The sequence below is a fragment of the Micromonospora sp. A3M-1-15 genome (genome assembly GCF_024213425.1).
GTDB classification, from domain to species: domain Bacteria; phylum Actinomycetota; class Actinomycetes; order Mycobacteriales; family Micromonosporaceae; genus Micromonospora; species Micromonospora chersina.
On sequence record NZ_JANAVK010000003.1, the window covers coordinates 456,245 to 468,629 of the forward strand.

Consider the following 12,385-nt stretch of genomic DNA (forward strand, 5'->3'; position numbering starts at 1 on the left):
ACTTGGCGCCAATGTTGCCTGACCTGCGATGTGGGGCCTGGGGCTAATCGGGGGGCCACACGAACCAATGCCCCACTGCCGATGACGATCACCAAGACCATGAGGCTCACACAAGTCTAGGTGCTCCGGTGACCTCATCGAGCCCGCCGAAGAGGTCACCGGCCAGGAAGCCCTGGTCAGCAGGGTTGCCGGTGGATTCGAGCCCCAGCTCTCGGGATCCGTACCGACGCCACCACGGCGGATCCCAGAGGCGTACGTCGATGCATCATGTTCCCTGTGAATGGCGTCAGCAGGCCCCAGGACGGCGGCCGGCACCAGCCAGGCGGGGAGCAGCCAACGCTGACCACTTCGGCGTTCTCTGGGAGGTCGCGCCGAACCGCTCGCACGCATCACCGCAGGTAAAAGCCCTCTGTTCTGTCCAGCCTTGATGAGCACTTCGGGCGCGGTGACCACTTCGCCAACCTGCACCCAATCTGCTCCCACTTGCAAGGCCAGGCCATCCAGCGGCTCCTTACCGTCGTAACCTGCGCATACTCCCTGCCAGGCGACATAGATTGCCGTCAAGTGCGCGCAAAACTGCTGAGCACTCCGTGTGAGGCAGGACGCTGCACCCACTCTGACCTGCGATGCAGTTGTGTTGACCGGTGCATGGACATGCATTAATACGTCGGTGCCCGCCTGCCACCTGTGTCGTACGGCTCAGGGTTCTGGTGCTCAGCTGTTCTGTGGGAAGCCGAGGTTCACTCCACCGTGGGAAGGGTCGAGCCACCGGCTGGTGACCACCTTGGATCTGACGAAGAAGTTCACTCCTTCCGGCCCGTACGCGTGCGTGTCACCGAACAGGGAGTCCTTCCACCCGCCGAAGGAGTAGTACGAAACCGGGACCGGGATCGGGACGTTCACTCCGATCATGCCGATCTCGATCTCGTTCTGGTAGCGCCGGGCTGCGCCGCCGTCGTTGGTGAAGATGGCGGTGCCGTTGCCGTAGCGGTTGGTGTTGACCACCTCGACGGCGTCGTCGTAGCTGGGCACGCGCAGCACCGAGAGCACCGGTCCGAAGATTTCGTCGGTGTAGAGGGACATGTCGGTGTCGACGTGATCGAAGAGGGTCGGCCCGAGCCAGAAGCCGGCTCGCTCACCGTCGATCGGGTGGCTTCGCCCGTCGACCACCAGCTCTGCCCCCGCGGCCCGTCCAGCGTCCAGGTACGACACCACCCGGTCGCGGTGGGCGCCGGTGACCAGGGGCCCCATCTCGCAGCCCGGCCGACGGCCGTCGCCGACCTGGAGCGCGGCGATCCGCTCGCTGATCTTGCCGACCAGCGCGTCGCCGACCGGGTCGACGGCCACGACCACGGAGATGGCCATGCAGCGTTCGCCGGCCGAGCCGAAGCCGGCCGAGACGGCGGCGTCAGCGGCGAGGTCGAGGTCGGCGTCGGGCAGGACGACCATGTGGTTCTTCGCGCCGCCGAGCGCCTGCACACGCTTGCCGTTGCGGGTGCCGGTCTCGTAGACGTAGCGGGCGATCGGGGTGGATCCGACGAAGGAGATCGCCTTCACCGCCGGGTGTTCGAGAATACGGTCGACTGCCTCCTTGTCGCCGTGCACGACGTTGAACACTCCGTCCGGCAGCCCGGCCTCGGCGAACAGTTCGGCGAGGAAGTTCGCCGCGGACGGGTCCTTCTCGCTCGGCTTGAGGACCACGCTGTTGCCGCACGCGATCGCGTTCGGCGCGAACCACAGCGGCACCATGGCGGGGAAGTTGAACGGGGTGATCACGCCGACCACGCCGAGCGGCTGCCGGATGGAGTACACGTCGACCTGGGTGGAGGCGTTTTCACTGAACCCGCCCTTGAGCGTCTGCGGGATGCCGCAGGCGAACTCCACGTTCTCCAGCCCGCGTTGGATCTCCCCCGCGGCGTCGGACAGCACCTTGCCGTGCTCGGCGGTGATGATCTTGGCCAATTCGGGCCGGCGGGCGTTGAGCAGTTCCCGGAAGGCGAACATCACGTTTGACCGCTGGGTGAGGGAAGCCGTACGCCAGCGGGTGAAGGCCTCGCCGGCGGCGGCGACGGCCTGGTCGACGACCGCGGCGGTCGCGAAGTCGACGTGCCCTGCGATCTGTCCGGTGGCGGGGTCGTAGATGTCGCCGGCGCGTTCGGCGACGCCGTTCCACGGCTTGCCGCCGATCCAGTGGGTGGTCCTCATCGCTGCTGCACCTCCTTGGCCACGGCCTCGATCGACTGGGTGAGGATCTCGAGCGCCTCGTCCGCCTCGGCCCGGGTCAGCGTCATCGGTGGTGCCAGGCGGATGACGTTGCCGTACAGGCCGCCCTTGCCGACGAGCAGTCCACGTTCCCGGGACTCCTCCAGCAGTGCGGCGGCGGCCGCCGGGTGGGGCGCGCCGTCGGGTCCGACGAGTTCCAGCGCGATCATCAGACCCTTGCCGCGGACGTCGCCGACCACGGGATGTGCCTGCGCGACCGCACGGAGGCCGTCGAGCAGCCGGGCACCGAGATCTGCGGCGTTGGCCTGGAGGTCGTGTTCCAGGAGGTAGTTGAGCGAGGCCAGAGCGCCGGTGGTGGCGAGCGGGTTGCCGCCGAAGGTGGAGATCGAGTTGGCGCCGAGGCAGTCCATGAGGTCCGCCCGGGCGATGACTCCGCCGATCGCCAGGCCGTTGCCCAGGCCTTTGGCGAAGGTGATCGCGTCGGGTACGACGCCGTGCGCCTGGATGCCCCAGAAGTGCTCGCCGGTGCGGCCCCAGCCGGTTTGCACCTCGTCGGAGACGAGGAGGATCCCGTACTCGTCGAGCACCTTCTTGAACTCGCCGAACAGGCCGTCCGGCGGGGTGGTGAAGCCGCCGACGCCCTGGATCGGTTCGACGATCATGCACGCGACGTCACCCGCGGTCGTCGTCTCGATGATCTCGCGCAGGTCGGCGACGCAGGCGCGGACGTAGTCCGCGTCGGGCAGGTCCCGGAAGGGGCTGCGGTAGCGGTAGCCGCCGTGCACCCAGCTCACCTTGACGGGGCTGAGCGCGCTGGCCGACCAGCCGCGGATGCCGGTGATGCCGACGGTGGCGAACGCGCGGCCGTGGTAGGAGTTGCGCAGGGCGAGCACCTGCTCGCTGCGCCGGTGCTGGGTGGCGAGCATCAGCGCGGTCTCGTTCGCCTCGGTGCCCGAGTTGGTGAAGAACACCTTGGCGTCCGGGATCCCGGAGAGCTCCGCGATCTTCTCCGCGAGCTCGACCTGCGACTGGATCAGGTAGAGCGTGGAGGAGTGCAGCACCCCGGTGTCGATCTGCGACCGGACCGCGTCGCTGATCTCGGCCACGTCGTAGCCGATCGCGTTGGTGAGGATGCCGGCGAAGAAGTCAAGGTAGGTGCGTCCCTCCCGGTCGGTCACCCGGCGACCGGACGCGCTGGCGAACTCGATCGGCTGTTCGTAGTACAGCGCCAGCCACTTCGGCATCACGGACCGGTGTCTGGTCAGCAGCTCGCGGTGCGCCATCGCGTCCTCCGTATCTCCGCCGGTAGGCCGAGTGTGGCGGCATTCGTTGTCCAACCGCTATGTGCAACCTGTACCGCTCTGCGGCCGCTGCCATTACGTTGTGTGCAATCCCGGTAGTAGGGAGGTCGCGATGTATCCCTCCGTCGCAGAGGCCGTCGCGTTGCCGGTGATCCGGCGCGCGAGGCCGCAGGTGGTGGCCGGGTCGGCCGGGATGCAGGGCCGGGTCCGCTGGGTCCACGTGGCGGAGGTCGCCGACATCGCGCACCTGCTCCGCGGTGGGGAACTGGTACTGACCACCGGCATCGCGCTGCCCGAGGAGCCGGCGGCGCTCACGGGCTACGTGGAGGACCTGGCCGCGGTCCACGCGGCGGGACTGGTCATCGAGTTGGTCCGCCGGTGGAACGATCACGTACCCGAGGCGCTCGTGACGGCGGCCGACCGGCACCGACTCCCCCTGATCACGCTCGCGGAGGAGACGCGGTTCGTGTCCGTCACCGAGGCGGTGGTGGCGCTGATCGTCGACGCCCAGCTCGCCGAGCTGCGGGCCGCCGAGCAGGTGCACGAGACGTTCACCTCGCTCACCGTGGCCGGGGCCGAGCCGGCCGAGGTGCTGCGCGAGGTGGCCAGGATCTCCGGGCTGCCCGTCGTGCTCGAGACGCTGGGGCACGAGGTGCTCGCGTACGACGCGGCTGGGCAGGATCCCACCGAGCTGCTCGCGGACTGGAGTCAGCGGTCCCGGTCCGTGGCGGTGCCCGAGCGGACGGCCTACGACGAGGGGGCTGGCTGGTTGGTCACGGTGGTCGGCGCGCAGGGCGCCGACTGGGGACGCCTGGTGCTGCTCTCCCCGGACCCTCCGCCGCACCGGCACATGGTGGTCGCGGAGCGGGCCGCGTCGGCGCTGGCGGTGCATCGGCTCGTGGCACGTGATCGGGAGAGTCTGGAACGGCAGACGCATCGGATGTTGCTCGCGCAACTGCTCGGTCAGGCGGTGCCGCCGCCGGATCTGGCCGCCCGGGCGGCCGCGCTGGGCGTCGGCCTCGAACGGCGGCAGCTCGTCGGGGTGGCGATCCGGCCCGGGCACATGACGCCACGCGCGCCTGCGCTGGCCACCCAGGAGGTGCTGCGCGACCTCGCCGAGGTGACCGCGTCGGCCGCACGGCGGGTGTCGGTGCCCGCCCTGGTGGGTGTCGTGGACGACACGAGCGTGCGGGCGCTGTTGTCGCTGCCCGCCCACGCCAGGGTCGACGCGGTCCTGCGTCGGCTGGCCGAGGAGGTGCACCGCTCGACAGCCGGCCCGGTGCTGGTGGCGGTCGGCACCACCGTGTCACACGCCGCCGAGGTGCGCCGCAGCCTCGGCGAGGCCGCCCACGTGGCGGGGGCGGCCCTCCGCACCCCCGGTGCGCAGCTCTACCACAAGCTGGACAACGTGCGCCTGCGCGGCCTGTTGCACCTGTTGCGGGAGGACGAGCGGGTCCAGGCGTTCGCGGACCGGGAGTTGGGCCCGCTGCTGGCGCGGGACGCCCACCAGCGCAGCCGGCTGGTGGAGCTGCTGCGCTGCTACTGCGAGCAGGGCGGGAACAAGTCGGCGGCGGCCGCTGCGGCGCACCTGTCGCGTACGGCCTACTACCAGCAGCTGTCGCGGATCGCGCAGGTGCTCGGGGTGTCGCTGGAGGACCCGGAGTCGGTGCTGTCGCTGTACGTCGCGCTCCTGGTGCACGAACTCGACGCGTAGGACTCCTCGCAGCGTTAATCCACCCACCGTGCTGATTGACAGGTCGGCGCGGGCGTGCCGTGGACAGAGTGTGCCCCGATCATGGCAAGCGCGGACACTTTGCCGCTGCCCGGGGCGGGCTCGCGACACCCACCATTCCCCCATAAAGATCGCGCTGAACCGCCCACCAGGAGCCCGTGAGCCGGGTTGGTCGGCCAGTGTTGCGGCACCGTATCAGGAGGTGACCGATGACCGTCGAACCCCTGCCCCCGGCCGAAACCACAGCGGTCGAACCCGGCACGCAGATCACCCATCCGGACGGCCGAGTCGAGTTGCGCGACTTCTCCACGATCGCCGACAGCCGCTACTTCAACGAAGAGCTCGCCCCGGTGCCCATCGAGAAGCGCACCTGGACCACGTACAACTTCGCGGCGCTGTGGATCGGCATGGCGCACAACATCCCCACCTACCTGCTCGCCGCCGGGCTCATCCAGCTCGGTATGAACTGGGTGCAGGCGTTCCTCACGATCACGCTGGGCAATCTGCTCGTCCTCATCCCGATGCTGTTGAACAGCCACGCGGGCACGAAGTACGGCATCCCGTTCCCGGTCTTCGCCCGCGCGTTCTACGGAGTCCGCGGCGCGAACCTCCCGGCGCTGCTCCGCGCCTTCATCGCCTGCGGCTGGTTCGGCATCCAGACCTGGATCGGCGGCGAAGCGATCTACGCCATCGCTGGCAAGTTGCTGGGCTCCTGGTGGGTCGACGCGGCGAAGATCATGGACTACCCGTGGACGCTGTGGGCGTCGTTCCTCGTCTTCTGGGTGATCGAGATGGCGATCATCTGGCGCGGCATGGACACGCTGCGGCGCTTCGAGAACTGGGCCGCGCCGTTCGTCCTCGTGGTCGCCATCGCCCTGTTGATCTGGGTGCTGGTCGAGGCCGGCGGGCTCGGCCCGATCCTGTCCGAGCCGTCGAAGCTGGGCTGGGGCGCCGACTTCTGGAAGCTGTTCGCCCCGTCGCTGATGGGGATGATCGCGTTCTGGGCGACCCTGTCACTGAACATCCCCGACTTCACCCGGTTCGGTGGGAGCCAGCGGCAGCAGGCGTACGGACAGATCCTCGGTCTGCCGACCACGATGTCGTTCTTCGCCATCCTGTCGATCATGATCACCTCGGGCACGGCCGTCATCTACGGCGAGGCGATCTGGGACCCCATCCAGCTCGCGGCCAAGTTCGAGAACCCGCTCGTCGTCGCGCTCGGCCTGTTCACGGTGGTGGTCGCGACACTGTCGGTCAACGTCGCGGCGAACACGGTCAGCCCGGCGTACGACTTCTCCAACGCCGTCCCACGGCTGATCAACTTCCGGACCGGCGGCCTGATCACTGGCGTGCTCGGCATCCTGATTCAACCGTGGCGGCTGGTGCAGGACCCCAACATCTACATCTTCGTCTGGCTCGGGTTCTACGGCGGCCTGCTCGGCGCGGTCGCCGGCGTGCTCATCGCCGGTTACTGGATCCGCTACCGGACCAGCCTCCAGTTGCCTGCCCTCTACCGTCCGGAGGGCCGGTACTGGTTCTCCGGCGGCTGGAACTGGGCGGCCGTCGTGGCCACCATCGTCGGCGCGGTCCTCGCGGTGGGTGGCGCCTACTCCGCGCCCGGCAAGGGGCCGTTCCCGGAGGACGGTCTCATCCCGTTCCTCAAGCCGCTCTACGACTACAGCTGGGCGATCGGTCTGATCGGCGGGTTCCTCGTCTACCTAGCGTTGTCGATGCCGCGCACCAGCCACGTAGCCAGCCACGCAAAGGAGGCCCGATGAGCAACATCGTCCGAGCCGGACTGGTGCAGCAGAAGTGGACCGGCGACAAGGAGTCGATGATCGCGAACGCGGTGGAGGCGATCCGAAGCGCCGCGTCGCAGGGCGCACAGGTCGTCTGCCTGCAGGAGTTGTTCTACGGCCCGTACTTCTGCCAGGTGCAGGACGCCGACTACTACTCCTACACCGAGGCGATCCCCGACGGGCCGACGACCGCGCTGATGCGTGAGATCGCCGAGCAGCACGGTGTGGTGCTGATCGTACCGATGTACGAGCAGGAACAACCAGGCGTCTACTACAACACGGCGGCGGTGATCGACGCCGACGGCACCTACCTCGGCAAGCACCGCAAGAACCACATCCCGCAGGTGAAGGGGTTCTGGGAGAAGTTCTACTTCCGGCCGGGAAACCTGGGCTATCCGGTGTTCGACACCGCGGTGGGCCGCATCGGCGTCTACATCTGCTACGAACGGCACTTCCCCGAAGGCTGGCGGGCGCTGGGGCTGGCCGGCGCGAAGATCGTCTTCAACCCCTCCGCCACGAGCCGGGGCCTGTCGGAGTACCTCTGGCGCCTCGAGCAGCCGGCCGCCGCGGTCGCCAACGAGTACTACGTCGGCACGATCAACCGGGTCGGCGTGGAACCGTTGGGCGACAACGACTTCTACGGCCAGTCCTACTTCGTGGACCCGCGGGGGCAACTGGTCGGCGACGCCGCGTCGGACACCGACGAAGAGGTCGTCATCCGCGATCTCGACATGGACAGGCTGGCCGAGGTGCGCGACCTGTGGGCGTTCTACCGCGACCGCCGGCCGGAGACCTATGAATCGCTGGTGACGCCGTGAGCATCGTCATCCGCAACGGAACAGTCGTCAACGCCACCGGGGAGTACCTGGCGGACGTGCTGGTGGAGGGCGAGCGGATCGCCGCGCTCGCCGCGCCGGACTCGGGTCTGGCCCAGCAGTGGGCGTCCGGCGCCGAGCGAGTGATCGACGCCGCCGGGAAGTACGTCGTGCCAGGCGGCATCGACGGCCACACCCACATGGAGATGCCGTTCGGGGGCACCTTCTCGGCCGACACCTTCGAGACCGGGACGACCGCGGCGGCCTGGGGCGGCACGACCACGATCATCGACTTCGCCGTGCAGGGCAAAGGCACGTCGCTGCTGTCCGCGCTGGACAAGTGGCACAGCAAGGCCGACGGCAACTGCGCGATCGACTACGGGTTCCACATGATCGTCTCGGACGTCAACGACACGTCGCTCAAAGAGATGGAGACCTGCATCGACGCGGGCGTGAACACCTTCAAGATGTTCATGGCCTACCCGGGTGTCTTCTACGCCACGGACGGGGAGATCCTGCGGGCGATGCAGAAGGCCCGGGACACGGGATCGATGATCATGATGCATGCGGAGAACGGCATCGCCATCGACCAGCTCGTCGCGCAGGCACTGGCGAGTGGGCGGACCGACCCGGTACAGCACGGGCTGACCCGGCCGCCCGAGCTGGAAGGCGAGGCGACCTCCCGGGCGATCACCCTGGCGAAGGTCACCGGCGCACCGCTGTACATCGTGCACCTGTCCGCCGCGCACGCCCTCGACGCGGTCACCCAGGCCCGCGACACCGGGCAGAACGTGTTCGCCGAGACCTGCCCGCAGTACCTGTTCCTGTCGCTGGACGACCTGGCCAGGCCTGACTTCGAGGGCGCGAAGTACGTCGCCTCTCCCCCGCTGCGGCCCAAGGAGCACCAGGCGGAACTGTGGCGGGGCCTGCGCACCAACGACCTGTCGCTGGTGTCCACCGACCACTGCCCCTTCTGCTTCAAGGATCAGAAGGAGCTGGGCCGGGGAGACTTCTCGAAGATCCCCAACGGGATGCCGGGCGTCGAGCACCGGATGGACCTGCTCTACCAGGGCGTCGTGAAGGGCGAGATCACCCTGCCGCGCTGGGTCGAGATCAGCTCGACGACGCCCGCCCGGATGTTCGGTCTCTACCCACGCAAGGGCGTCATCGCCCCGGGCGCGGACGCGGACATCACGGTGTACGACCCGACGGCCGAGCAGACCATCTCCGCCCGCAGCCACCACATGAACGTGGACTATTCCGCGTACGAGGGCATGCGGCTGACCGGGAAGGTCTCCACCGTGTTGTCCCGCGGCCGGATCGTGGTCGACGACAACGCCTTCCACGGCGCCGCCGGGCACGGCACGTTCCTGAAGCGCGACCTCAGCCAGTACCTGGTCTGACGAGGAGTTGACCGTGGACTTCGGTGTCGTACTGCAGACCGATCCGCCCGCTCGCGACGTGGTGGCGGGCCTCGCCGCCGCCGAGGACAACGGATTCCGCTACGGGTGGACGTTCGACTCCTGCGTGCTGTGGCAGGAGCCGTTCGTCATCTACTCGCAGGTCCTCGCCGCGACCAAGCAATTGATCGTCGGACCGATGGTGACCAACCCGAGCACCCGCGACTGGTCGGTCACCGCGTCACTCTTCGCCACCCTCAACGACATGTTCGGCAACCGAACCGTCTGCGGGATCGGCCGCGGCGACTCGGCCCGCCGAGTCATCGGCCAACCGCCGGCGAGCCTGGCCACCCTCAGCAGCGCCATGCGCGTGATCAAGGAACTGGCCGAGGGACGCGACGTCGAACACCACGGCACGCCGGTGCGCATCCCGTGGGTGCGTGACGGCAAGCTGGAGATCTGGATGGCCGCCTACGGCCCGAAGGCGCTGCGGCTGGTCGGCGAGCAGGCCGACGGCTTCATCCTGCAGACCGCCGACCCGGACATCGCCCGCTGGACGATCGGCACGGTACGCGACGCGGCCGGCGCCGCCGGCCGGGATCCGGACTCGATCACGATGTGCGTGGCCGCCCCCGCCTACGTGGGTACGAACCTCGTACACCAACGGGATCAGCTGCGCTGGTTCGGCGGCATGGTCGGCAACCACGTGGCCGACCTGGTCGCCCGCTACGGCGACTCCGGCGTGGTGCCGAAGGCGCTGACCGACTACATCACAGGCCGCGAGGGCTACGACTACGCACACCACGGCCGCGCCGGCAATCCGTCCACCGACTTCGTCCCCGACGCCATCGTCGACCGATTCTGCCTGCTCGGCCCCGAGTCGGCCCATGTCGACCGGCTGCAGGAGCTCAAGGAGATCGGGGTCCACAACTTCGCCCTCTACCTGATGCATGACGACAAGGAGAAGACCCTCACCGCGTACGGCAAGAACGTGATCACGCACGTCTAGTGCGTCGCGGCTGCGGCAGGAGCGGATCAGGGCAACGGGGGCAGCTGCTGGTGGATCGGGACCTCAAGGCCGGTGAGCGGACGGCCCGAGCCTCCCCAGGCCTGGGCGATGATCTCGGCGGCGATGGCCACGGCCGTCTCCTCCGGCGTCCGTGCGCCGAGGTCGAGCCCGATCGGCGAGGAGAGCCGGGCGAGGGCGGCCTCGTCCACACCCTCTTCCCGCAGCCGTCGTAGCCGGTCCGAGTGGGTGCGGCGGCTGCCCATCGCGCCGATGTAGCGGGCCGGCGTGTGCAGGGCGAGCTTCAGCAGCGGTACGTCGAACTTCGGGTCGTGGGTCAGCACGCAGAGCACCGTGCGCTCGTCGACGGTGGTCGACTCCAGGTATTTGTGCGGCCACTGCACGACGAGGTCATCGGCCTCGGGGAAGCGCCGGCGGGTGGCGAACACGGGGCGGGCGTCGCAGACGGTGACGTGGTAACCGAGGAACCGGCCGATCCGGGCCACCGCGGCGGCGTAGTCGATCGCCCCGAAGACGATCATCCGGGGCGGTGGCAGGTACGACTGGACGAAGACGGAGACCTCGTCGCGTCGCTGCTCCCCCTGCCTCCCGAGGTGGATCGTGCCGGTGGTGCCGAGCGCGAGCATGCCGGCCGCCTGCTGCGCCGCCGCGCGGTCCAGGTCGGGGTCGCCGAGGCTGCCCGCGACCCGGTCGGGCCAGACCACCAGCTGCGCGTCCTCGACCGAGGCCGTGGCGACGGGCCGGCCGGTCCGGATCGCGGCGAGCACCTCGTCGGGTTCGGTCAGCGCGGTGTCCGGCCGGACCAGGATCTCGATGGTGCCGCCGCAGGTCAGTCCGACGTCGAACGCGTCGTCGTCGCTGACGCCGTACGTCTGGATGTGGGCCGTGCCGGTCTCGACGGACGCCAGGCACAGCTCGTAGACGGCGGCCTCGACGCAGCCACCGGAGACGCTGCCCAGGACCTCGCCGTGGGCGGAGACCGCCATGGCCGCGCCCGGTTGCCGGGGCGCCGAGCGCCAGGTCCGTACGACGGTGGCCACGGCGAAGGCGACACCGGCGGCGCGCCAGGCGATCAGTCCGTCGGCGATGTCCCGCATGGCGGCACGATCCGCGAGCCGCGGCGGACCGTCAACGCCGACCTAAGGAACTGCTTAGGTCGGCGTTGACTTTGTCGGGTGCCGGGGCGAGATTCTGCCGGACTGCGGAGGTGCGACATGCAGGTCCCGGCACCGTTCGAGTACGAGCGAGCCACCACTGTGGATCAGGCCATCGGCCTGTTGGAACGGCTGGGCAGCGGGGCGCGGCTGATCGCCGGCGGGCACAGCCTGCTGCCCATGATGAAGCTTCGCCTGGCCAACTTCGACTATCTGATCGACATCAACGATCTGCACGCGGAGCTGGGCTACATCCGGCCGGGCCCCGACGAGCTGCGGATCGGCGCGCTCACCCGGCACCGCGAACTGCTCGAGTCCGCGGAGCTGGCCGCGGCGTTCCCGATCTTCGCCGACGCGGAGCGGGTGATCGCCGACCCGGTGGTGCGGAACCGGGGCACGTTGGGCGGGTCGCTGTGCCAGGCCGACCCGTCGGAGGACCTGTCGGCGGTGTGCACGACGCTGGACGCGAGCTGCGTGATCCGTGGGCCGGGCGGCGCCGAGCGGGTCGTGTCCATGGAGGAGTTCCACGTCGGGCCGTACGAGACGGCGGTCGGCGAGGCCGAGATCCTGGTCGAGATCCGGCTGCCGGTGCGGCCGGGCGGCGGCAGCGCGTACGAGAAGGTCGAGCGCCGTGCCGGCGACTGGGCGGTGGTGTCGGCCGGCGCGGCGGTCTGGCTCGACGGCGGCGTGGTCGTGGACGCCCGGGCCGGGCTGGCCGCGGTGGGGCCCAACACCACGGGCATCCCGGGGATCTCGGCGCTGCTGCGGGGCCGTCAGCCCAGCGAGGACCTGCTGGAGCAGGCCGGGGCGATCGCGGCGCGCAGCTGCGATCCGGTCACCGACCAGCGCGGCAGCGCGGACTACAAGCGGCATCTGGCCGCCGAGCTGACCAGACGGGCCCTGCGCCGGGCCGTGGAGCGGGCGAGGAGCTGAG

The 12,385-nt window shown here is 69.3% G+C and carries 9 protein-coding genes; 6 read left to right on the top strand and 3 right to left on the bottom strand.

Annotation, left to right across the window (positions count from 1 at the left end; translation table 11 throughout):
* Positions 1 to 714: 714 nt before the first annotated feature.
* Together NLX85_RS17410 and NLX85_RS17415 are read right to left on the bottom strand one after the other, a co-directional pair.
* Entirely contained in the window at positions 715 to 2,205 is a 1,491-nt protein-coding gene (locus NLX85_RS17410; protein WP_254336361.1) for a CoA-acylating methylmalonate-semialdehyde dehydrogenase, read from the bottom strand.
* Positions 2,202 to 3,506, bottom strand: coding sequence for an aspartate aminotransferase family protein (locus tag NLX85_RS17415; RefSeq protein ID WP_254336363.1), 1,305 nt, complete (start codon positions 3,504 to 3,506; stop codon positions 2,202 to 2,204). Before NLX85_RS17415 ends, NLX85_RS17410 begins: the two co-directional genes overlap by 4 nt.
* Positions 3,507 to 3,636: 130 nt before the next feature.
* Here NLX85_RS17415 and NLX85_RS17420 point away from each other — a divergent pair, with 130 nt between their 5' ends.
* The 5 genes from NLX85_RS17420 (at position 3,637) to NLX85_RS17440 (ending at position 10,279) form a co-directional block, all read left to right on the top strand.
* Entirely contained in the window at positions 3,637 to 5,238 is a 1,602-nt protein-coding gene (locus tag NLX85_RS17420) for a PucR family transcriptional regulator ligand-binding domain-containing protein (RefSeq protein WP_254336365.1), read from the top strand.
* A 227-nt stretch (positions 5,239 to 5,465) separates the two neighbouring features.
* The gene (locus tag NLX85_RS17425) at positions 5,466 to 7,034 is read left to right on the top strand and encodes an NCS1 family nucleobase:cation symporter-1 (protein WP_254336367.1); all 1,569 of its coding nucleotides are present in this window, start codon (positions 5,466 to 5,468) and stop codon (positions 7,032 to 7,034) included.
* Positions 7,031 to 7,873, top strand: a complete 843-nt coding sequence (locus NLX85_RS17430; protein ID WP_254336369.1) for a nitrilase-related carbon-nitrogen hydrolase — start codon at positions 7,031 to 7,033, stop codon at positions 7,871 to 7,873. Before NLX85_RS17425 ends, NLX85_RS17430 begins: the two co-directional genes overlap by 4 nt.
* On the top strand, positions 7,870 to 9,273 hold the full coding sequence (gene hydA, locus NLX85_RS17435) for a dihydropyrimidinase (RefSeq protein ID WP_254336371.1): 1,404 nt from the start codon (positions 7,870 to 7,872) through the stop codon (positions 9,271 to 9,273). Before NLX85_RS17430 ends, hydA begins: the two co-directional genes overlap by 4 nt.
* A gap of 13 nt (positions 9,274 to 9,286) precedes the next feature.
* A complete protein-coding gene (locus NLX85_RS17440) occupies positions 9,287 to 10,279 on the top strand; it encodes a TIGR03842 family LLM class F420-dependent oxidoreductase (protein WP_254336373.1) in 993 nt (330 codons plus the stop codon).
* Between the two features lie 26 nt (positions 10,280 to 10,305).
* On the opposite strand, the gene NLX85_RS17445 is transcribed toward NLX85_RS17440, so the two are convergent.
* Positions 10,306 to 11,394, bottom strand: a complete 1,089-nt coding sequence (locus NLX85_RS17445) for an XdhC family protein (protein WP_254336375.1) — start codon at positions 11,392 to 11,394, stop codon at positions 10,306 to 10,308.
* Positions 11,395 to 11,511: 117 nt separating this feature from the next.
* Here NLX85_RS17445 and NLX85_RS17450 point away from each other — a divergent pair, with 117 nt between their 5' ends.
* Positions 11,512 to 12,384: a xanthine dehydrogenase family protein subunit M gene (locus tag NLX85_RS17450; protein ID WP_254336377.1), complete on the top strand. Its 873-nt coding sequence runs from the start codon at positions 11,512 to 11,514 to the stop codon at positions 12,382 to 12,384.
* Position 12,385: the final 1 nt, after the last annotated feature.

Coding starts and splice junctions, on each gene's coding strand:
- NLX85_RS17410 (WP_254336361.1), bottom strand. CDS start 2,205: ATGAGGACCACCCACTGGATCGGCGGCAAGCCGTGGAACGGCGTCGCC.
- NLX85_RS17415 (WP_254336363.1), bottom strand. CDS start 3,506: ATGGCGCACCGCGAGCTGCTGACCAGACACCGGTCCGTGATGCCGAAG.
- NLX85_RS17420 (WP_254336365.1), top strand. CDS start 3,637: ATGTATCCCTCCGTCGCAGAGGCCGTCGCGTTGCCGGTGATCCGGCGC.
- NLX85_RS17425 (WP_254336367.1), top strand. CDS start 5,466: ATGACCGTCGAACCCCTGCCCCCGGCCGAAACCACAGCGGTCGAACCC.
- NLX85_RS17430 (WP_254336369.1), top strand. CDS start 7,031: ATGAGCAACATCGTCCGAGCCGGACTGGTGCAGCAGAAGTGGACCGGC.
- NLX85_RS17445 (WP_254336375.1), bottom strand. CDS start 11,394: ATGCGGGACATCGCCGACGGACTGATCGCCTGGCGCGCCGCCGGTGTC.
- NLX85_RS17450 (WP_254336377.1), top strand. CDS start 11,512: ATGCAGGTCCCGGCACCGTTCGAGTACGAGCGAGCCACCACTGTGGAT.